This window comes from Streptomyces netropsis (genome assembly GCF_014203545.1).
Taxonomy (GTDB): Bacteria; Actinomycetota; Actinomycetes; order Streptomycetales; family Streptomycetaceae; genus Streptomyces; species Streptomyces netropsis.
Window position 1 is genome coordinate 249277 of sequence record NZ_JACHJG010000009.1, and the last position, 19543, is coordinate 268819.

Annotated in this window: 20 protein-coding genes and 1 pseudogene; 5 read left to right on the forward strand and 16 right to left on the reverse strand. The window is 71.9% G+C overall.

The window, feature by feature from the left end:
- The first annotated feature begins 82 nt into the window (after positions 1-82).
- From FHS38_RS22100 to FHS38_RS22110, 3 genes are all read left to right on the forward strand, one after another.
- Positions 83-544 carry an RrF2 family transcriptional regulator gene (locus FHS38_RS22100; protein ID WP_184736001.1) on the forward strand — a complete coding sequence of 154 codons (462 nt, stop codon included), beginning with the start codon at positions 83-85 and terminating at the stop codon, positions 542-544.
- A 96-nt stretch (positions 545-640) separates the two neighbouring features.
- A complete protein-coding gene (locus FHS38_RS22105) occupies positions 641-1831 on the forward strand; it encodes a globin domain-containing protein (protein WP_184736002.1) in 1191 nt (396 codons plus the stop codon).
- A 175-nt stretch (positions 1832-2006) separates the two neighbouring features.
- A complete protein-coding gene (locus tag FHS38_RS22110) occupies positions 2007-3602 on the forward strand; it encodes a CocE/NonD family hydrolase (RefSeq protein WP_184736005.1) in 1596 nt (531 codons plus the stop codon).
- Between the two features lie 142 nt (positions 3603-3744).
- Here the strand turns inward: FHS38_RS22110 and FHS38_RS22115 are convergent, their stop codons facing one another.
- The 4 genes from FHS38_RS22115 to FHS38_RS22130 are packed head-to-tail and all read right to left on the reverse strand — an operon-like array spanning position 3745 to position 7012.
- Complete coding sequence (locus tag FHS38_RS22115; RefSeq protein WP_184736007.1) at positions 3745-4608, reverse strand: amino acid ABC transporter permease; 864 nt, start codon at positions 4606-4608, stop codon at positions 3745-3747.
- A complete protein-coding gene (locus tag FHS38_RS22120; protein ID WP_184736008.1) occupies positions 4605-5249 on the reverse strand; it encodes an amino acid ABC transporter permease in 645 nt (214 codons plus the stop codon). Before FHS38_RS22120 ends, FHS38_RS22115 begins: the two co-directional genes overlap by 4 nt.
- A 57-nt stretch (positions 5250-5306) precedes the next feature.
- A complete protein-coding gene (locus tag FHS38_RS22125) occupies positions 5307-6251 on the reverse strand; it encodes a glutamate ABC transporter substrate-binding protein (RefSeq protein WP_184736010.1) in 945 nt (314 codons plus the stop codon).
- A gap of 17 nt (positions 6252-6268) precedes the next feature.
- Positions 6269-7012: an amino acid ABC transporter ATP-binding protein gene (locus FHS38_RS22130; RefSeq protein ID WP_184736012.1), complete on the reverse strand. Its 744-nt coding sequence runs from the start codon at positions 7010-7012 to the stop codon at positions 6269-6271.
- A 195-nt stretch (positions 7013-7207) separates the two neighbouring features.
- Here FHS38_RS22130 and FHS38_RS22135 point away from each other — a divergent pair, with 195 nt between their 5' ends.
- Entirely contained in the window at positions 7208-7963 is a 756-nt protein-coding gene (locus tag FHS38_RS22135; protein WP_184736014.1) for a GntR family transcriptional regulator, read from the forward strand.
- A 41-nt stretch (positions 7964-8004) separates the two neighbouring features.
- Here the strand turns inward: FHS38_RS22135 and FHS38_RS22140 are convergent, their stop codons facing one another.
- Positions 8005-8445 carry a DUF6278 family protein gene (locus tag FHS38_RS22140; protein WP_184736016.1) on the reverse strand — a complete coding sequence of 147 codons (441 nt, stop codon included), beginning with the start codon at positions 8443-8445 and terminating at the stop codon, positions 8005-8007.
- A 232-nt stretch (positions 8446-8677) separates the two neighbouring features.
- On the opposite strand from FHS38_RS22140, the gene FHS38_RS22145 reads away from it, so the two are divergent.
- On the forward strand, positions 8678-10465 hold the full coding sequence (locus tag FHS38_RS22145) for an SGNH/GDSL hydrolase family protein (RefSeq protein ID WP_184736018.1): 1788 nt from the start codon (positions 8678-8680) through the stop codon (positions 10463-10465).
- Between the two features lie 40 nt (positions 10466-10505).
- On the opposite strand, the gene FHS38_RS22150 is transcribed toward FHS38_RS22145, so the two are convergent.
- The 11 genes and pseudogenes from FHS38_RS22150 to FHS38_RS22195 all read right to left on the reverse strand — a co-directional run bounded on the left by FHS38_RS22150 (position 10506) and on the right by FHS38_RS22195 (position 19418).
- Positions 10506-11285, reverse strand: coding sequence for an exodeoxyribonuclease III (locus FHS38_RS22150; RefSeq protein WP_184736019.1), 780 nt, complete (start codon positions 11283-11285; stop codon positions 10506-10508).
- A 62-nt stretch (positions 11286-11347) separates the two neighbouring features.
- Positions 11348-11992 (reverse strand): MBL fold metallo-hydrolase, encoded by a 645-nt coding sequence (locus FHS38_RS22155; RefSeq protein WP_184736021.1) that lies wholly within the window; start codon positions 11990-11992, stop codon positions 11348-11350.
- Between the two features lie 32 nt (positions 11993-12024).
- On the reverse strand, positions 12025-12612 hold the full coding sequence (locus tag FHS38_RS36545) for a carboxymuconolactone decarboxylase family protein (protein WP_446556998.1): 588 nt from the start codon (positions 12610-12612) through the stop codon (positions 12025-12027).
- 135 nt (positions 12613-12747) lie between these two features.
- A pseudogene (locus FHS38_RS36550) lies at positions 12748-13686 on the reverse strand (alpha/beta fold hydrolase); the annotation flags it as partial.
- Positions 13687-13800: 114 nt separating this feature from the next.
- A complete protein-coding gene (locus tag FHS38_RS22165; RefSeq protein WP_184736025.1) occupies positions 13801-14214 on the reverse strand; it encodes a PIN domain-containing protein in 414 nt (137 codons plus the stop codon).
- The gene (locus FHS38_RS22170) at positions 14211-14474 is read right to left on the reverse strand and encodes a CopG family transcriptional regulator (protein WP_184736027.1); all 264 of its coding nucleotides are present in this window, start codon (positions 14472-14474) and stop codon (positions 14211-14213) included. Before FHS38_RS22170 ends, FHS38_RS22165 begins: the two co-directional genes overlap by 4 nt.
- 233 nt (positions 14475-14707) lie before the next feature.
- The gene (locus FHS38_RS22175) at positions 14708-15691 is read right to left on the reverse strand and encodes a radical SAM protein (RefSeq protein WP_184736029.1); all 984 of its coding nucleotides are present in this window, start codon (positions 15689-15691) and stop codon (positions 14708-14710) included.
- Entirely contained in the window at positions 15688-16773 is a 1086-nt protein-coding gene (locus FHS38_RS22180) for a hypothetical protein (protein ID WP_184736032.1), read from the reverse strand. The genes FHS38_RS22175 and FHS38_RS22180 overlap by 4 nt, the downstream gene beginning before the upstream one ends.
- The gene (locus tag FHS38_RS22185) at positions 16773-17555 is read right to left on the reverse strand and encodes an SDR family NAD(P)-dependent oxidoreductase (protein ID WP_184736034.1); all 783 of its coding nucleotides are present in this window, start codon (positions 17553-17555) and stop codon (positions 16773-16775) included. Before FHS38_RS22185 ends, FHS38_RS22180 begins: the two co-directional genes overlap by 1 nt.
- The gene (locus FHS38_RS22190) at positions 17548-18657 is read right to left on the reverse strand and encodes a DegT/DnrJ/EryC1/StrS family aminotransferase (protein ID WP_184736035.1); all 1110 of its coding nucleotides are present in this window, start codon (positions 18655-18657) and stop codon (positions 17548-17550) included. The genes FHS38_RS22185 and FHS38_RS22190 overlap by 8 nt, the downstream gene beginning before the upstream one ends.
- An 11-nt stretch (positions 18658-18668) precedes the next feature.
- Positions 18669-19418: a class I SAM-dependent methyltransferase gene (locus FHS38_RS22195; RefSeq protein WP_184736037.1), complete on the reverse strand. Its 750-nt coding sequence runs from the start codon at positions 19416-19418 to the stop codon at positions 18669-18671.
- Between the last annotated feature and the right edge of the window lie 125 nt (positions 19419-19543).

Genomic DNA, 19543 nt, shown 5'->3' on the forward strand with positions numbered 1-19543 from the left:
CCCCACCGGGGAGGCCGGCCCGTTGTCGTCCGGCCCCACCCCTAATTTGGATTCTAAAAGTCCAATTAGCTACGGTGGAGGCGTGCGATTGACCAAGAGCACCGACATCGCCCTGCGCATCGCCATGCGCCTGGCGGTGACGGGAGACGCCGCGGGCCCCGCGGACACGGCCGCACCGACCACCCGCGAGGTGGCGGGCGCGGTGGGCGTGCCGTACACCCATGCCGCCAAGGTGGTCAGCAGGCTGCAGCACCTCGGAGTCGTCGAGGCCCGCCGCGGCCGGGGCGGCGGACTCGCCCTGACCACCGCCGGACGCACGGGTTCGGTCGGCCGGCTGGTGCGCGAGCTGGAGGGGGCCGGCGACGTCGTCGGCTGCGAGGACGACCCGCCCTGCCCGCTGCGTTCCGCCTGCCGGCTGCGCGGCGCCCTGCGCGCGGCGCAGGAGGCGTTCTTCGCCGCGCTCGACCCGATCACCATCGAGGACCTGGTCGCCGAACCCACCGGCCCGGTCCTGCTGAGCCTCGGCACCCGCCCGGAGAGCTGAGGATCCCCACCCACGTCACGTCGCGCTTCCACACATCCTTAAATACGAGTCTGAGATGCCAATTAAGCGCTCGGACCTGAACGACAGGAGTCGCCGATGCTGTCCCCGAAGTCGACCGAGATCGTCCGCGCCACCCTGCCCGCCGTCGGCGGGGCGATCGGCGAGATCACCCCGCTCTTCTACGACAGGCTGTTCGCCGCCCATCCCGAGCTGCTGCGCGACCTGTTCAACCGGGGCAACCAGGCCAACGGCAGCCAGCGCCAGGCCCTCGCGGGCGCCATCGCCGCCTTCGCCACCGCCCTCGTCGAGCACCCCGAGGCCCGCCCCGACGCGATGCTCTCCCGCATCGCCCACAAGCACGCCTCGCTCGGCATCACGCCCGAGCAGTACCCGCTCGTCCAGAAGCACCTGTTCGCCGCCATCGCCGAGGTGCTCGGCGACGCGGTCACCGCCGAGGTCGCCGCGGCCTGGGACGAGGTGTACTGGCTGATGGCGAACGCCCTCATCGCCATCGAGGCCCGGCTGTACGAGCGGGCGGGCACCCCCGACGGCGACGTGTGGTTCCCCTGCCGCGTCGTCGCCCGTCTGACGGAGACCGCCGAGGTGGCCACCTTCCTCGTCCGCCCGCTGGACGGGCGCCCGATACCCGCCGCCCGCCCGGGCCAGTACGTCTCCGTCCAGGTCGAACTCCCCGACGGCGCACGACAGATCCGCCAGTACAGCCTTTCCGGCCACCCGGACGACGCCCTGAGCTTCTCCGTCAAGCGCGTCACCGGCACCCCGGACGGCGAGGTGTCCAACCACCTCCACGACCACGTCGGCGTGGGTGCGGTCCTGACCGTCAGCGCCCCCTTCGGCGACGTCACGCTCGCCGACGGCGACTCCCCCGTACTGCTCGCCTCCGCGGGCATCGGCTGCACCCCCATGACGGGGATGCTCTCCCACCTCGCCGCCACCGGCTCGACCCGTCGGGTCATCAGCGTGCACGCCGACCACAGCGAGGCCACCCACGCCTTCCGCGAGGACCTCGCCCAGCTCACCGGCAAGCTCCCGAACGCGGTCGCACACGTCTGGTACGAGCGGCCGGAGGGCTCCTGGCCCGCCGAGCGGACCGGCCGGGCGGACTTCTCCCGCCTCGACATCCCCGCCGGCACCACCGGCTACCTCTGCGGCCCGCTCCCCTTCCTCCGCTCGGCCCGCGCCCAGTTGCTGACGGCGGGCGTCGCCGCCGCCGACATCCACTACGAGGTCTTCGGCCCCGACCTGTGGCTGGGCGAGGCCGGGTGAACTCCCGCACCCGCCCCAAGGACCCCAACAATCAAGCCAGTCCGGGGCGATCAATCGTTACCCAGGCGTAACTCGCCCGTCTATTACCCCGGGTAAACAAACGAGGTTACCGTCGGGTCACTTTGCATCGGCGTGCCGTACCCCACCCCTCACGGCACCGACGTCAGGAGTGCCCGTGCGACACCCTCGACAGGCCCTGCGCACCACGGCCGTCGGCGCCGCCTGCGCCGCACTGCTCGCCGTCACGTCCCTCGGGCCCGCGCTCGCCGCCCCGCAGCGCGGGCCCGCCGCCGTGGCACGACAAGCGGCGGCGGCGAGCGTCCGGTTCACCGACATACCCGGCTCCGGCGGCATCACCCTCAAGGGCAACGTCTTCACCCCCCGCGACGCCGACGGCTCGCGCCGCTACCCGGTGATCGTGCTGCCCACCAGCTGGGCCATGCCGCAGCTCGAATACATCGCCCAGGCCAAGCAGCTCGCCGACTCCGGTTACGTCGTGGTCAGTTACACCTCGCGCGGCTTCTGGCTCTCGGGCGGGAAGATCGAGACGGCCGGGCCGCCGGACATCGCCGATGCCTCCAAGGTCATCGACTGGGCGCTCGCCAACACCCCGGCCGACCCGGCGCGGATCGGCATGGCCGGGATCTCCTACGGGGCGGGCATCAGCCTGCTGACCTCCGGCTTCGACAAGCGGATCAAGGCCGTGGTCGCGATGAGCGGCTGGGCCGATCTCATCGAGTCCATCTACGGCGACCGCACCCAGCACCGTCAGGCCGCCGAACTGCTCGGCGGCCTGGGCGCGCTGACCGGGCGGCCGGGCGAGGAGTTGCAGGGGATCCTGAAGGACTTCCTCGGCTCGGACCTGACCAAGGAGAAGGAGATGCTCGCGTGGGGCGCCAAGCGCTCCCCCGCCACCTACCTCAAGGACATCAACGCGAACGGCGCCGCCATCATGCTGGGCAACGCCTGGGGCGACACGGTCTTCCCGCCCGACCAGTACGCGAAGTTCTACGAGCGGCTCACCGGCCCCAAGCGGCTGGAACTCCGCCCCGGCGACCACGCCACCGCCGAGGGCACCGGGCTGTTCGGCCTGCCCAACGACGTCTGGGCCAACGCCCACCGCTGGTTCGACCACCACCTCAAGGGCGCGGCCAACGGCATCGACCGCGAGCAGCCCGTACAGCTGAAGTCCCGGACCGGCGGCGGCTACGAGTCCTATGCCGACTGGGCGGCCGTGGAGCGGACGCGGCGCACCCTGCCGCTGGAGGGCGCGAGAAACATCCGTGCGGGCGTCGACTCGGGCGCGAACGGCGGCACCGCCCTGCTGTCCAACGTCCTCGACCAGTTCCTGAAGCTGCCGCCGATGGTCTCGGTGCCGCTGCTGCCACGGTCGTTCGCCGCCGTGTGGCAGTCCGACCGCTACGCCGCGGTGCAGCGCGTGCGGGGCAGCGCGCGGCTGCACACCACGCTCACGAGCGACAAGGAGAGCGGCACGGTGGTCGCCTACCTCTACGACGTGGGGCCGCTGGGGGTGGGCAAGCTGGTCAGCCACGCCCCCTACACCTTCCACGGCAAGACCCCGGGCCGGCCCTTCGGCGTCGATCTGAAGCTGCTCGCGACCTCCTACGACGTCCCGGCCGGCCACCGGCTCGCGCTCGTGGTCGACACGGTGGACCCGCTCTACATCGAACACAACCCGGCCGGCGCGCGGCTCGGCTTCTCCTCCCCGAAGGAGGACCCGTCGGCGCTGTCGATCCCCGTCCGGGAGTAGGGCCGACCTCAGGCAGAAGAAGCCCGCTGGGGGCACCTCCCAGCGGTAGCTGGGGGAGATTGAGGACACCGCCGCGCAGCGGAGGTGCACACGACACGGCCCGCAGGGCCAAACACACGCCCGCCAAGACCGGCGGCCAGGATTAGACCTGCGGGCCGACGCCAGGCAACAACGTGCCGGGCTCGGCGTCGGCGACCTCGACCGCCTCCGTCTTGGGGTTGCGCTTCTGCCGCTTGGAGATCCAGTTGGCGAACCAGGACAGCAGCATGCACATCCCGATGTAGATCGGCGAGATGATCATGACGACGGGGATGAACGGCAGGTCGTAGTTGAGGTTGCCGGCGATGAGCTTGCCGGCGTGCAGGAACTCCTCGTAGGTGATGAGGAAGCCGAGCGAGGTGTCCTTCAGGGCGACGACGAGCTGGCTGATGATGGTCGGCAGCATCGCGCGCAGGGCCTGGGGCACCAGGACGTAGGACATCACCTGCGTCTTGTACATGCCCAGCGAGTACGCCGCCTCCCGCTGGCCGCGCTCGACGGAGTTCACGCCCGTGCGGAAGACCTCCGCGAGAACGGAGCCGTTGTAGAGGGTCAGCCCGGTGACGAGGGCGGGCAGCGGCTGGACCTTGAGCGCGACGAAGATGAAGAAGATCATCACCAGCACCGGCATGGCCCGGAAGAACTCCACGACGAGCGTGGCGACCCAGCGCAGCGGCCGGTGGACCGAGAGCCGGCCGCAGGCGAGCAGCCCGCCGAGGGCGAGGGAGAGCACCGCGGCGTAGGCGAAGGCCTTCAGGGTGTTCCCGAGACCGCGCAGCAGCAGTTCCTGGATGCCCTCGTACTCGAAGGGCCGCCATTTCGCGGCCGTGAACTGGTTGGTGTCGAAGAGGAGATAGAGGATCCAGCCGAGCAGAGCGAGGATCACGGCGGTCGAGACCAGGCCGTAGACGAAGTGCCGACGCCGGGTCAGGGGGCCGGGGACGTCGTACAACGCGGTACTGGTCATCGGGCCACTCCGTAGCGCTTCTCCAGCACGTTGAAGATCGCGCTGATGGTCAGGGTCACGATCAGATAGCCGACGGCGATCCAGATGAAGGACCAGATGATGCTGTAGCCCATCTCGTTGAGCGGTTTGTACACGCCGAGCAGCTCGGTGACGCTGAACGAACCGGCGATCGCCGAGTTCTTGGCGAGCGCGATCAGCGTCGAGCCGATCGGCGGGATGACGGACCGGAAGGCCTGCGGCAGGACGACGTCGCCGAGTGTCTGCGCGAAGGTCATGCCGAGGCTGCGGGCCGCCTCGCCCTGTCCGGTGGGCACGGTGTTGATGCCGGAGCGCACCGCCTCGCAGATGAACGCCGAGGTGTAGCAGCCGAGGGCGAGGACCGCGAAGAGCTGGAACGGCAGCACGACGCCGAAGCGCGGCAGGCCGAGCAGCACGGCGAAGAAGAGCAGGGTGAGCGGGGTGTTGCGCAGCACGTCCACCCATACCGTGCCGAAGACGCGCAGCGAGCCGACGGGCGCGACCCGGAAGGAGGCCATCACGAAGCCGAGGACCAGGGCGAGCAGGGAGGCGTAGACGGTCAGCTCGACGGTGCCGAGCAGACCTTCGCCGTAGAGGGAGAAGTTGTCAATGAGTACGTTCATCGAGGGGACCTACCGGTGTCGTGCCGAGCAAGCCGTGTGTACTGCATCCAGGAGTCCTCACCCGGCGGGGTAGCGGTCGACGGGCGGCGGCGGTGGGGCGGGCACCCCGGACAGGCCGAGGGTCGCGTCGTACGCCTTCTTCCAGTCGCCGTTCTTCTCGTGCGCCACGAGTGCGTCGTCGAGGGCGAAGCGCAGGGCGTTGTCGCCGCGGGGGACGCCGATGCCGTAGGGCTCCTTGGAGAACGGCTTTCCGACGACCTTGAGCTCGGTGGGCACCTTGGCGGCGTAGCCCATGAGGATGGTGTCGTCGGTGGTGACGGCGTCCACCTGGAGGCTGAGCAGGTTGTCCACGCAGATCGAGTACGTGTCGTAGGCGACGGCGACGGCCTTGGGGTACTCGCGCTCGATGCGCTGGAGCGGGGTGGAGCCGGCGGCCGAGCAGACCTTCTTGCCGTCCAGGTCCTGCGGTCCGTCGATGTCGGTGTCCTTGGCCCGGACGAGCAGCGACTGACCGGCGATGTAGTACGGCCCGGCGAAGCCGACCTGACGTTTGCGCAGGTCGTTGATGGTGTAGGTGCCGACGTAGTAGTCGATCTGGCCGTTCTGGAGCGCGGTCTCGCGGTTGGCCGAGGCGACCGTGCGGAAGACGATGGTCTTGGGGTCGAAGCCCAGGGAGGCGGACATCATCCTGGCGATCTCGATGTCGAAGCCGGAGTAGAGCCCGCTCGCGGGGTCCTTCTCGCCCAGGTAGGGCTGGTCCTCCTTGACGCCGACGACGAGGTGTCCGCGGTTCTTCGCCTTCCGCCAGGTGGGAGAGTCGGGCAGCTGGAAGCCGGTGTCGACCTGATAGACGGGGAGCTGGTCGGGCTGCGGGCCCTTGACGGGCGGGCTGCCCTCCTTGCCGCAGGCGGTGGCCAGCAGGGCCAGGGCGGCGAGCGCCAGGGCCGCGGCGCACCGGCGGGTGCGCCCGAAGTCGCGTCGCCGCGTGTCGTTGCGTCTCATGAGCACGGTACCCCCGCTCAGTGCTTGAGGATCTTGGAGAGGAAGTCCTTGGCCCGCTCGCTCTCGGGGGCCGTGAAGAACTCCTCGGGGGTGCGGTCCTCCACGATGCGGCCGTCGGCCATGAAGACGACCCGGTTGGCGGCGGACCGGGCGAAGCCCATCTCGTGGGTGACGACGACCATCGTCATGCCGTCCCGGGCGAGCTGACGCATGACCTCCAGCACCTCGTTGATCATCTCCGGGTCCAGGGCCGAGGTCGGCTCGTCGAAGAGGAGCGCCTTGGGGTCCATGGCGAGCGCGCGGGCGATCGCCACGCGCTGCTGCTGACCGCCGGAGAGCTGGGCGGGGTATTTGTCGGCCTGGTCGAGCAGGCCGACCCGCTCCAGGAGTTCGCGCGAGCGCTTGTTGGCCTCGTCCTTGCCGCGCTTGCGGACCTTGAGCGGGGCGAGGGAGACGTTGGCGAGCACGGTCTTGTGCGCGAAGAGGTTGAAGGACTGGAAGACCATGCCGACCTCGGCGCGGAGCTTGGCGAGCGCCCGCCCCTCCTCGGGCAGCGGCTGTCCGTCGAGCAGGATGGTGCCGGACTCGACGGGCTCCAGCCGGTTGATGGCGCGGCACAGCGTGGACTTGCCGGAGCCGGAGGGGCCGATGACCACCACCACCTCCCCCCGGCCGACCGTGAGGTTGATGTCCCGCAAGACATGCAGTTTTCCGTAGTGCTTATTGACGTCACGCAGTTCGATCAACGGATCGACGGCCATACCCAGCCCTACCCACTCTCAGCTGTCTCGCAGTCGACGCAAACTATCCATCTCAATACGGGACTTCACTGGAGACACGCACACATACGGGTATTCACACTGCATAAACCGCCATTTGCCCTAGGTACACAGATGGAGCCTGGGTACCTAGCCTGTGGGGGCCGACTGGGGGAACAGTGGGGGAAGGAGCCCGGTGTGGGCGACAGCAGGCCCGTCTACCAGCGCATCGCGGACGATCTGCGGCAGCGCATCGACGAGGGCTCCCTCGCCGTGGGCGATCGCATACCCTCCCGCTCCGAGCTCAAGCGGACCTACGCGGCCAGCGATCAGACCGTGGACCGCGCGGTGCGGGTGCTGAAGGCCGCCGGGTACGCGGAAGGGCAGTTCGGGCGGGGCGTGTTCGTCACCGACCGGGCGCCGCTGGGCTCCCTGCTCCGCTCGACCGGCGCGGTCGACTCGCCCTTCGCCGCCCGCATCACCGCCCGGGACACCGCACTGACCTGGCTGACCTGGGAAGCCTCCTCCAGCGAGACCGCCGCCCCGGAGCCGATCGCCGAGCGGCTGGGCATCGGGCCGGGTGAGCCGGTGCTGTGCACCCAGTACGAGTACCTGGCCAACCGGCACCCGGTCCAGCTCGCCACCAGCTGGGAGCCCCTCACCATCACCGAGGGCACCGACGTCGCCCACCCCGAGCGGGGGCCGTACGCGCGGCGTGGGGTGCGCGGCCGGCTCGCGGCCATCGGCGTCCGGGTCGTCCGGGCGCGGGAGCTCGTCGGCTCACGACCGGCGACCACGCCCGAGGCCGAGGCGCTCGGCTGCGCGGCCGGCAGTTGCGTCACCGTCGTCGAGCGCACCCACTTCGACGGCGACGACCGGGCCGTGGAGACCTCCGACATCGTGGTGCGCGCCGACCGCTGGCGGCTGGAGTACGACATTCCGTTCATTAGCTGAAGCAGAGGCGCCCCGTGGGCCCCGTGGCACGGGCGGCCGCGTCAGTGCTCCGACAGCTCGGCGTAGAGCTGCGAGAGCTCCGGCGCGCCGTCCGCCGCCCACGCCTGGCCCGCCTCGACCACGTCGATCTCCCGGCCGTTGGCGAGCCGCACGACCGGCTGCCCGTTGGGCCAGATCCGCCACCCCGCGCCCGTGACCGTACGGACGATGACCGTCCCCAGATACAGCCCCGCGTCATTGCCCAGCCAGGGCAGCAGCTCCGGGTCGTCGCGCCAACGCGGCTGCAACTGGTCGAGTTCCTCCAGGGACGACGGCGCGTCGTCGAGCGCGACCCCCGCCGACTGCGCGTGCGCGCGCAGCAGTTCGCACTCCGACAGCAGCCCGGCCAGCCCCTCCGGGTCCCGGTCGGCCTCGCCCGACAGCGCCACGCCGTGCGCGGGCCCGTGCCGCTTGCGCCAGCTGTCCAAGAAGGGAATGTTCATACCGGCCAGGATCGCATTCGTTCGGATGGCCGCACCACCGGCGCGCGGTGCGCGACGTGGCCGGTTGGCCTCCTTGACGTTGCCCATACGTCTCCTTAGCTTCATCCCGCCACATACAGTGCGGGGAACGCTGGGAGGCATGACACGCATGCTCCGATCATCGCGGCTCGGCGGGGACGTTCGCAGCGGCCATCGACACGGCAGACGGCGCGACCGGCACAGACGGTGGACGATGTCCGGGATCGTCGCGATGGGAGCGGCCTGTGCCGTGGCCGCCGCGACCACCCCCGCTCTCGCCGACACCGCGCGGGAAGCACGGGAGCCGCTCCCCCTGGAGCGGCTCTTCGACAACACGGCCATCAGCGACAACTCCCGCCCGGACAGGGCGGACTTCGACGGGGCGGGCAACTCCCTCTCCGCCCAGGACCTGCGCGCCGCCGGGTGGACGCCCGGGCGCGCGCTCACGATCGACACGGCCCGGCTGCGCTGGCCCGCCTCCGCCGCCGGGCGGCCGGACAACGTACGGGCCGCCGGGCAGAGCCTGAAGCTGAGCGGCCGGGGCGACGCCCTCACCTTCCTCGTCGCGGGCAGCGCCAAGGCCGGCCCGGGCGGCGACACCACCGGCACCGGCACGGTGCGCTACCGCGACGGCTCCAGCAGCACGTACACGCTCACCGCGCCGGACTGGCGCGGCGGCCCGCTCACCACCAAGGCCGTCGGACTGCCCCACGTCAACGCCCCGGGCGGCCAACGCGCCGAGACCGCCCGGCTGTACGCGGTGACCGTGCCCGTCGCCCGCGACCGGGAGATCACCTCCGTGGTCCTGCCGAGGGACCCCGGGCCCGCCGCCGATCTGCACGTCTTCTCGGCGGCGCTGCGCACCGCCACGAACGGGTGGACCGGCAGTTGGTCGGCGTCCACCTCCGGGTACATCGCGGTGGGGCCGTGGACCGACCGGACGCTACGGCTCATCGTGCACAGCAGCGCGGGCGGGCCCCGGACCCGGATCCGGCTGGAGAACACCTTCGCGTCGACGCCGGTGCGGATCGGGCACGCGAGCGTAGCCGTCCAAGGCAGCGGCGCGGCAGCGGCCGACAGGCCGCGGGCGCTGACCTTCGGGGGCCGGGCGGGGGCCGAAGTACCGGCGGGGGCCCACCAGTTCAGCGACCCCTTGGGCTTCCGGGTGCCGCCGGGTACGAACCTGCTGGTGAGCATCCATCTGCCGGGGACGGTACGGGCCGTGCCCGTGCACAGCTACAGCAACCAGGTCTCGTATCTGAGCGGTGAGGGCAGCGGCGACCGCACGGGCGACCGCGGCGCGGGCGCGTACGGTCAGAAGCTCAACGGCTGGCCGCTGCTGACCGGCGTGGACGTCGCCGGCGGACCGGGCTCGGTGGTGGCCTTCGGCGACTCGATCACCGACGGCGGCAACTCCACGGCGGACGCCAACAGGCGCTGGCCCGACCAGCTCGCGCAACGGCTCCGGGAGCAGCGGGAGGTGCCCCGGTTCGGGATGCTCAACCACGGCATCTCCGGCAACCGCGTGGTGGGCGACCGCTACCCGGGCAACGGGACCAGCACCGTCAGCAGCGGGGTCAGCGCCGTGCACCGGCTGGAGCGCGACGTACTGTCGCAGACGGCCGCCCGGACGGTCATCGTCTTCGAGGGCGTCAACGACATCCGCGCCGGCACGTCCGCCGATCAGGTGATCGCCGGGCTGCGGTCCATCGCGCAGCGCGCCCACGCGCGCGGGATGCGGGTGGTGGTGTCGACCATCGCGCCCTGCGGCGGCTTCCACGACTGCACCCCGGCGGCGGAGGCCCGGCGCGCCGCCATCAACGCGCACGTGCGGTCCAACGGCGGCGGCTACGACGCGGTCCTCGACTTCGACGCCGCGATCCGCGACCCGCGGCAGCAGGACCGGATGCTGGCGGCCTACGACAGCGGCGACCATCTACACCCCAACGACGCGGGGATGAAGGCGTTCGCCGACTCCGTCGACCTGCGCGCGCTGGTCTGACGGTCCGGCCCGGCGGGGCGCGGGGCGAGGGCGCCCGGACTCACACGTCCAGGTCGACGACGACCGGGGCGTGGTCCGAGGCGCCCTTGCCCTTGCGCTCCTCACGGTCGACGTAGGAGTCCTTGACGGCGCCCGCGAACGGGGCGTTGCCGTAGACCAGGTCGATGCGCATGCCCCTGTTCTTCGGGAAGCACAGCTGGCGGTAGTCCCAGTAGGTGTAGGGGCGGTCGTACTTCAGCGGGCGGGGCACGACGTCCGACAGGCCGGTGTCGCGCAGGGCCGCGAGCGCGGCGCGCTCGGCCGGGGTGACGTGCGTGGCGCCCTCGAAGACGGCCGGGTCGAAGACGTCCTCGTCGGTCGGGGCGATGTTGTAGTCACCGAGCACGGCGAACGGCCGCTCCGCCGCCGCGTCGGCCGCGACCGCGTTCCGCAGCGCCTCGAGCCAGAGGAGCTTGTAGGAGTAGTGGTCGTGGCCGACCTCGCGGCCGTTGGGCACGTAGACCGACCAGACACGGACGCCCCCGCAGGTCGCCGCGATCGCGCGGGGCTCCTGGACGCCTTCGTAGTCGGGGCCGCCCGGCAGGCCCGTCACCACGTCCTCCAGGCCCACGCGCGACAGCAGGGCGACCCCGTTCCACCGGCCGGTGGCGTTGACCGCCGCCTCGTAGCCCAGCTCGCGCAGCTCGTCCGCCGGGAACTGCTCGGCGGTGCACTTGGTCTCCTGCACGCACAGCACGTCCGTGCCGCTGCTCTCCAGCCAGGCCAGCAGCCTCGGGAGACGGGCGGTGATCGAGTTCACGTTCCAGGTGGCGATGCGCATGGGCCAACCCTAACGGCCGGGTGTGACAGTCACCGGTCGGTGGCGGTGGTGGCCGGCGGGCCTCAGAGTTCCACGGTCTCGCCGGGCGCCAGCCGGGAGTGGTCCGTCCCCGCGACACCGGGCCCGGCCGGGCCCAGCATCCGGTCGTAGACGGGCCGGGCGAGATCGGTGAGCAGGGCGTCGTGGATGTCGATCGCGCGCCGCGGCTTGACCTCCCGTACGTAGTCGATGACCTCGGAGACCTTGTTCCAGGGGGCCATGACCGGCAGCATCAGCGTGTCCACCGGCCGGCCGGGCAGGGTCAGCGCGTCGCCGGGGTGGAAGACCGAACCGTCCACGAGATAGCCGACGTTGGTGATCCGCGGGATGTCCGGGTGGATCACGGCGTGCAGCTGGCCGTGGACCTCGATGTCGAAGCCGGCGGCGGTGAAGGCGTCCCCCTCGCCGACGGTGTGCACCCGGCCGGGGAAGGCCGCCGAGATCTGGTCCGCGACGCTGCGCAGCGTCCACAGCTCGGCGGCCGGATTGGCCTCCAGGCCCGCCCGCAGCCGGTTCTCGTCGAAGTGGTCGGGGTGCTCGTGGGTGATGAGGATCGCGTCCGCGCCGAGGGCCGCGTCCTCCTCGCTGAAGGCACCCGGGTCGATGACGAGCGTGCGGCCGTCCTTCTCCAGCCGAACGCATGCGTGACTGTTCTTGGTCAGCTTCATGGAACCCATCTTGCTCCTACCGCCCCGCCCCGCTACGCCTCGGGGCCGGACTCCCCGGGCTTCTCCCCCTCTTCGGCTCCCGCTTCGGCTCCGGCTCCGGCTCCCGCTTCGGCGACGACGCGCTCGGCCACCGCGAAGGCGGCGTTGGCCGCCGGCAGACCGCAGTAGAGGGCGGTGTGCAGGAACGTTTCCTTGATCTCGGCCACGGTGACGCCGTCGCGCAGCGCGGCCCGCAGGTACAGGGCCAGCTCGTCGAGGTGGCCGCCCGTGGTGAGGGCGGTCAGGGTGACGAGGAAGCGGGTGCGCCGGTCGAGCCCGGGGCGCGCCCAGGTCCCGCCCCACGCCACACGGGTGACGAAGTCGTCGTACTCGGCGCCGAAGCCCTCCGGGTCCCTCCGGTTCTCCTCGCCGAGCACCTCACGGCGGACGCGGACGCCCGTCGCGTGCACGTCGTCGGCCGGGACGGGAGCGGAAGCCGCGGCGGGGACGGAGACCGGGTCGGGGACGGAGACCGGGGCGGCGGTGACGGCGGGGGCCGGGGCCGGAACCGGGACCGGGGCCGCGTAGGGGTTGGGGTCCGCCGGGGTGGCGTACGGATTGTCGCCCGCGGTGGCCGGCATATGGCCGACCGCGGGGGCCGGGACGGACGGCGGGCCGGAGACGGCGGGTGCGGCGACGGCGGGTGCGGCGACGGCGGGCGCGGCGACGGCGGGCGCGGCGGCCACGGGCGCGGCGAAGGGGCTCGCGCCCCGGGCCGGTTCCGGGGAGGCGGCCTCCGGGGCCGGAGCCGGAGTGGGGGCCGGCGTGGGCCGCGGCTCGGTGGCGGCCACGGGTTGCGGCGCCGCGAGCGGCCCGCCCGGCGCGGGCACCTGGGGACCGGTCGGTGCGCTGCCCGTGGCGGGGACGGAGGCGGTCTGCCAGGCCGTCGTGAAGTGGCGGACCAGCAGGTCGGTGACGGCCGCGGGCTGCTCGACCGGCGCGAGGTGGGAGGCGGCCGGTACGACGGCGAGCCGCGCGTCGTGGATGCCGGCGACCAGCACCCGGGCGTCGGCGGGCGGGGCGACCTGGTCCTCGGCCCCGACGAGGACCAGCGCGGGAACGCCCGTACGGCCCAGGTCGTCCCGGATGTCGAAGGCGGCCAGTGCCTGGCACGCGGCGATGTAGCAGAGCGGGTCGGTGGTGCGGACCATCTGGACGGCCCACTCCACGATGGCGGGCTGGGCGGCCAGGAAGGCGGGGGTGAACCACGCCTCGGGCGCGGACCGGGCGATGGGGTCGAGTCCGCTCGTGCGGACCACGTCACCGCGCTGCCGCCAGGACTCGGCGGTGCCGAACCGGGCGGAGGTGCCGACGAGGGCGAGCGAGGCGAGGCGCCCCGGGTGGCGCAGGGCGAGATCGGCGCCCACCGCGCCGCCGATGGAGCAGCCCGCGAAGCCGAAGCGCTCGATGCCGAGCCCGTCGAGGGTGGCCAGCAGCCGGTCGGTCAGATCGCCGACGGAGCCGAGCGGCCGGGCGGGGGCGCCGCCGTGGCCCGGGAGATCGAAGCGCAGCACCCGCCAGTGCCGGGTCAGCTCCGGGACCTGCCGGTCCCACATGTGCCAGGTGGTACCCAGCGAGGGCCCCAAAACCAGGACAGGGGCGTCTTCTGGCCCGTCAAAGCGGTATTGCAGGGTTGCGGTCGTCGTCTCGCTCACCCGCTCACGCTCCCACATCTCACGTCGCTGTCACGGTCGGGGGTGGGGACACCTGCCGGACCTCCCCAGGTATCCGCCGCCGGGCGAAGGTCCTCCACACGGAAGGGTGACGGGTCAGATCTTGATCACAGCTGCGCGTCCACCGCACAGGGCAGTGAGGTCTTCGGGATCCGAGGTGAGGATGGTGACCGGGCCGGGAGCAGCGAGCGCGGTGGCGCTGAGTATGGCGTCGATGGCGTACTTGTGGCCATGCAAGCCGGCGTCGCCGAGAAGGGCCGCGGCGTGGCGGGCGATCGGCTCCGTGACCGGTTCGACGACGAGACGAGAGAGGGTCCATTCCAAGGCCGGCCGGTTGATCCGGGGGTGGACCACCTCGACGAGGGTGGCCGCGGAGGTGACCACGCGCATGTCGTCGGCGCGGGCCAGGGCGAGCCAGCCGGTGACCGTGCGGTCGCGCAGGACGGCCTTGGCCAGCCCCTCGCTGTCGAGAACCAGGGTGCCGCCGGGGACAGCGGACGAACGGGTCACGCGGCGTCCGCGCCACTGTGCGTCTGCTCGCGGCGGACCTGTTGAAGCTGCTCCCGCAGAGCCTGGATCTCCTCATCGGGGATAGGTCCGTGTTCGGCCTCGGCAACCGCGATGAGTTCGTTGAGGTTGTCACGTTCGATCTGGCGGGCGACGGCGGCAGCGACGTAGGCAGACAGCCCGGAGGGGCCGCTGCGGGCACGGGCTGCTTCCGCGATGTCGCGTGGCATAGTGATCGAGTACTTGCCAGTAGGCTCACTCATACTACCTATCCTACCTGCAATCCTCCTGGCCGCGCCGCCGCGCCCGGCGGAGACGGTCACCGATGCCCTCGTCCCCATGCCGGGTCCCGCCCTCCGCGTGCGCGCGCTCGGAGAAGAGCGCGAACCAGGCGGCGCCTGTACATATTTCGGCCAGGTCCCGGCCGCCTCCGTCGGTGGCGGTCAGTGGTCCTTCGGGGCAGTGACCGGAACCAACCCACCGACAGCGTAAGGAGTTACCTCAAGGGTGCGACCGCGCCCGTGTTGGTGTCGAAGTTCAGCGGGTCGCACGCGTGGCAGCCCCGGCGTTCGGCGTTGTGGTCGGCGGCGAGGGCTTGACGGCGGCGTTCCAGGACGGTGCGCGGCGAATCCTCGTGCAGGTTTCCGAAACCGATCGTGCGGCGCTCTTCCCAGGCGATGGAGTTGCACGGCAGCACGTGGCCGGAGGCGTCGATGTAGAGCTGTGCCCGTTCGACGGCGCAGGTGCGGTCGCGCACCGAATCCTCTGTGGGCCGGGAGCTGCGGATATGCAGCAGGGGTGCGTCGGCGAAGCCCGAGGGGACCGGGCCGACGATCCGTGGGCCGGGCTGCGGCGCGGCGGCAAGCGCCGCGGCCTGCGCGGCGAACCGGGCGCGCAGCTCCTCGTTCCAGCCCTTCGCCATCGCGCCCTTGACCGGGATGAGGTGCCACAGGTCGATGCTGGGCCAGAACGGCATGCGGGGGAACTCGTCGAGGAGGTCGGCGTTGGTCGGCATCAGCACGGTGTTGACCTGGCAGAAGACACCACGGGCGGAGAGCCGGGCGAAGGCGTCGGCGATGGCCTCGTCGGAGAAGACGGGCAGCTTGCGCCAGTGGGCGTGCCGTTCGGGGTCGCCGAAGTCGCGGGAGAGTACGACCTTGGTCAGCCGCGGGGAGTCGAGCAGGTCGTCACGGGCCGGGTCGAGCACCGTGCCGTTGGTGATGAACCCGAAGTCCAGGCCGAGCCGGTCGGTCAGGTCGAGCAGCTCGTCGAAGTCCGGGTAGGTGACGAACTCCCCTCCGGTGAAGATGACCCGGCGCCAGCCGTCGTCGGCCAGGGCGCGCAGGGTCCCGCGCACCGCGTCCGGCGGGAGGGCGCTGTCGTCGCGCCAGCTCAGGCACATCGGGCAGCTCGCGTTGCAGGGATTCTGCAGGGACAGGTATGCGGTGCCTTCCAGCCCCGCGGGATCGACAGGATTCAACGGCTCGGTCCTTCGCCAGAGGTGGTGCCGACCGCTCGTCCGGGGTGGGGGACGGCGGTCAGCCGGTCGTCGAGCTGATCCAGCAGGCCGGTCAGCGACAGGGTGGTGTCCTGGCCGCACAGGCGCCGGGTGGCCAGTTCCAGGTAGTCCCGGTACCCGATGAGGCGCGTGTCGAACAGCCATGCGGCCAGGCAGAGTTGGTCGTACGCGCCCGGCCCGAGCACTTGCGCGCTGCCGGCGGCCGTGTCGTGGAAGAGCGCGGCCAGCGCGGCACTGTCGAGGTGGACCCTGCGCAGGAAGGGTTCCTCGGCGTTGAGGGAAGCGCCGGTGTCGTCGTTGCGCTGCCAGTACCACTGGTCGTGCTCGTCGAGGAAGGCGCACCACACCATCGCGAGCAGGTACTCGCACAGCAGTGGCTCGCCGCGCTGGGCGCGGTGCGTGTCCTCGTGCGAGGTGAGCAGGAAGACGTACAGGCCCATGATGCCCCGGGTCCCGCGAGAGGCCAGGATCTCCTCCCGCTGGCGGGCGCCGACCCGTTCCATGAACGTCGGCCCGAGGATCGCCGGGGGATAGAAGGGGTAGAGGACGGAATCGCGGTAGAGGTCCAGCCAACTGCGGCCGGCGGGCGGTTGGAAGAGCCCGCTGTCGTGGCGTATTCCCCGGTCCGCGAGGTGGCCGCGCCAGCGGGACAGCAGGTCGTGGACCAGTGGTGTGTCGGTGGCCTGGTCGTCCGGGCGCACCGGCGGGATGCCCACGCCGGGGGCGCCGCGGAGCCGGGTCCTGGTCAGTGCCTCCCAGTCGACGGCCCGGGGGGCGAGCGGGCGCGAGAAGCGGTCCGCCGTGCGCACCCCGTACCGCCGGCGCATGAACGCGCGGAAGGCGTAGCGGTCCAGCAGGTATCCGGGGATCACGGGCGATACGGGTGAGGTCCCGGGCGGACCGCACAGCTCGCGCCAGTCGTCGGCCGCGCGGGCCCGCCAGGCGGCCAGGTCGTCGGCGAACGGCGCCCCGGCAGCCTCCCGCAGGAGACGGCCGCGCGGGGGCGGCCCGTCCCGGCGGGCCCGCAGCGCGGGCACGGACATCACAGTCCCCCGTTCGCCGCGAGCACCTGGCCGGTGACGAACCCGGCGGCGGGCGACAGCAGGAACATGATCGCCGCGGCGATCTCGTCCGCCTGCCCCAGGCGCCCGAGGGGGATCCGTCCGGCCAGCCCGGCCTCGTCCAGGGAGTGTCCTCGCTCCACGGCCCTGCGCAGCCCCGGTGTGCCGGTCGGGCCGGGAGCGAGCGTGTTCACCCGCACTCCACGGGCCGCGAGTTCCCTGCCGAGCACGGCGGAGGCCGCCTCCAGCGCCGCCTGCGAGGCGGCGTACGCGGCGGTGCCGGGGCTGAGATGGCGGGCGGCGCCGGAGGTGACGTTGACGATCGCGCCGCCTTCGGGCAGCCGGGCGCCGATCCTGCGGCAGATCTCCATCGGTGCGAAGAGGTTCACCTCGAAGGTCTCCCGCCAATGGTGGCGGTCGGCGTCCGCGAGCGCCTGGGGTGCTCGCAACGAGGCGTTGTTGACGACGTAGCGGACGGGGGTGCCGGAGCACTCGAGGTCGTCCAGCACGGCGTCCAGAGCGTCCGGGTCACCGAGGTCGACGTGATGGCTGCGCACGGTGGGGACACCGTTCGCGCTGCCTTTGTCGCCGCCGGGGAGAGCGGCCGGGGTGCGGCCGAGGCTGATCACCTGGCCGCCCGCCGCGGTGAACGCCCGGCACAGGGCCGCCCCGATGCCCGCTCCCCCGCCGGTCACCAGCAACGTCGTCCCGTCTGCCCACAGCGGTCCGGCCGGACCGGTGGGCGGGCCGCTCGGTTCAGACATGGCGGCCCCCCGCACCGGACGCCCGTTCGACGAGCTCGTCGAAGTCCTGCATGGGCCACAGGGTGACGCCGACGACCCGGCGCCACAGGTCCCGGCAGCGGTCCGCGATGGCGTCGGTGAAGACGGCGTGCCGGGCGATCACCGGCTCGTCCACGAGGGCCGCGATGTAGAAGCGTTCCATCCACGGGTGTTCGGACAGGGCCGTCTCGGCACGTTCGGGGGTGTCCATGGCGACCGCGACCCGCTGCCAGGCGCTGACGGCATCGTCGTCGAGGTGCTGGAGGGCCCCGTGCGGGAAGAGCTCGGCCAGTCGTGCGCGCAGGGCGAGCGCGGCGTCGGCGCGCATCCGGGTCAGCTCCCCGAACACGTCCAGCTGCGGCTCCAGCACGGCGGCCTGGAACTCGGTCATGAGCGTCTTGCCGCCGATTTCGTGGGCCAGGAAACGACCGTCGGGCACTTCGCGCAGCCCGGCGTGCCGAATGGCCTTGGCCCGTTCGTAGACCTGCGGGTCCGTCGTGCTGAACATGCCGCCGTCGCCGCAGCTGAGCGGCTTGGAGGTGTTGAAGCTGAAGGCCGTACCGCTGCCGAGGGAGCCGACCGGCCGGTCGCCCAGCCGCGCGCCGAACGCCTGGGCGGCGTCCTCCAGCAGCGTCAGGCCCCGCCGCGCGCAGAAGTCGGCGACGCGGCCCGCGCCCGAGGGGTTGCCGAAGGCGTGGACGAAGATCACCGCCCGTGTCGCGGGCGTGAGGACCGCCTCGACGTGGTGCGGCTCCGGGTTGTACGTGGTGTCGTCCACGTCGCACAGCACCGGGCGGGCCCCGGTGAGTAGCACGGCCTGGGCGGTCGCCACGAAGGTGGAGCTCGGGAGGACCACGTCGTCGCCCGGGCCGATGCCGTGGGCGCGCAGCGCCAGTTCGATCGCCGCCGTGCCCGCGTTGGTGGTGAGGCAGCGCGCGCCGACCAGGGCCGCGGCCCGGGATTCGACGGCGTTGACGAAGCGCCCCCGGTAGATGTTCCACTGCTTGCTCTCGATCAGGCCCACGAGGTTGTCGCGGACCCGGTCGTCAACGGCGTCGCGGAGCCGTTGGTGGGTCGTCGTCACGGACGTCATCCTCAGAACTCGGTGGAGTCGGAGTCGGCCCAGATCGCGCCGAGGCCCTCCAGGTAGGCGGGGCGGGACTCCGCGGCCCGGCGGCGCACCACGGTGACGCCCGCGCCGAAGGGCAGGTCCAGCATCTGCCACTGCGGGTCCTGCTCCTCGATCTCCAGCAGGAGCCGGCGGGGGCCCGACCACTTGGGGTTGGCACTGCGGCTGACGGTGTCGTGGAAGACGATGGTGCCGCCGGGCGCGAGCCGGGGCGACATCAGCCGGAAGTCGGCCTCCACCGGCTCGTAGAAGTGGCCGCCGTCGATGAAGAGCAGGTCGATGGGCGGGAGTTCGGCGCAGGCGGCCGTGCCGGAGAACTCCTCGGTGGTCACTTGGTGGTGGACGATGTGGTCCTCCACCCCGAACGAGGCGAACCACTCGCGCACGCGGTCCGGTTCGGTCCAGAAGTCGTCGTCGAACGACGGGTCGACGAAGGTGATCGGCGGTGCGTCACGGTCCTGCTGTGCCTTGGCGAGCAGGATCGGCACGTAGCCGCGGCCGGAGCCGATGCTCAGCACGGTGCGCGGCTGGAGCGCACGGGCGAGGCCGTAGTAGAGCCAACCCAGGCCGAGCTCGTGCCGGTGCTCCGCGCGGACGGCCTCGGAAGCGAACCGGCCGCCCCACAGCGGCGGTCCGGCGGGCAGGGCCGCGTGGCCGGTACGGTTCGGCTCCATCTCCTCGTGAGCGAGGAAAGCGGAGATCCAGTTCTCGTCCATGTGTGTCCTTAGGTTGTTGGTGGGTTGATTGCGGTCACTCACATCACCGCGGCGCCCGGCCGGGCCGCACTGGGCTGACGCGCCCACGGCACGTCACCAGCCGGGCACGGCCACTCCGCGGGGAG

Bases quoted from the DNA above. Each gene is read 5' to 3' on its own strand.
- FHS38_RS22125 (WP_184736010.1), bottom strand. From the start codon at position 6,251: ATGAGACGCAACGACACGCGGCGACGCGACTTCGGGCGCACCCGCCGG.
- FHS38_RS22185 (WP_184736034.1), bottom strand. From the start codon at position 17,555: ATGTCTGAACCGAGCGGCCCGCCCACCGGTCCGGCCGGACCGCTGTGG.
- FHS38_RS22115 (WP_184736007.1), bottom strand. From the start codon at position 4,608: ATGACCAGTACCGCGTTGTACGACGTCCCCGGCCCCCTGACCCGGCGT.
- FHS38_RS22120 (WP_184736008.1), bottom strand. From the start codon at position 5,249: ATGAACGTACTCATTGACAACTTCTCCCTCTACGGCGAAGGTCTGCTC.
- FHS38_RS22105 (WP_184736002.1), top strand. From the start codon at position 641: ATGCTGTCCCCGAAGTCGACCGAGATCGTCCGCGCCACCCTGCCCGCC.
- FHS38_RS22195 (WP_184736037.1), bottom strand. From the start codon at position 19,418: ATGGACGAGAACTGGATCTCCGCTTTCCTCGCTCACGAGGAGATGGAG.
- FHS38_RS22150 (WP_184736019.1), bottom strand. From the start codon at position 11,285: ATGCGCATCGCCACCTGGAACGTGAACTCGATCACCGCCCGTCTCCCG.
- FHS38_RS36545 (WP_446556998.1), bottom strand. From the start codon at position 12,612: ATGCCGGCCACCGCGGGCGACAATCCGTACGCCACCCCGGCGGACCCC.
- FHS38_RS22180 (WP_184736032.1), bottom strand. From the start codon at position 16,773: ATGTCCGTGCCCGCGCTGCGGGCCCGCCGGGACGGGCCGCCCCCGCGC.
- FHS38_RS22130 (WP_184736012.1), bottom strand. From the start codon at position 7,012: ATGGCCGTCGATCCGTTGATCGAACTGCGTGACGTCAATAAGCACTAC.
- FHS38_RS22155 (WP_184736021.1), bottom strand. From the start codon at position 11,992: ATGAAGCTGACCAAGAACAGTCACGCATGCGTTCGGCTGGAGAAGGAC.
- FHS38_RS22145 (WP_184736018.1), top strand. From the start codon at position 8,678: ATGTCCGGGATCGTCGCGATGGGAGCGGCCTGTGCCGTGGCCGCCGCG.
- FHS38_RS22170 (WP_184736027.1), bottom strand. From the start codon at position 14,474: ATGAGTGAGCCTACTGGCAAGTACTCGATCACTATGCCACGCGACATC.
- FHS38_RS22140 (WP_184736016.1), bottom strand. From the start codon at position 8,445: ATGAACATTCCCTTCTTGGACAGCTGGCGCAAGCGGCACGGGCCCGCG.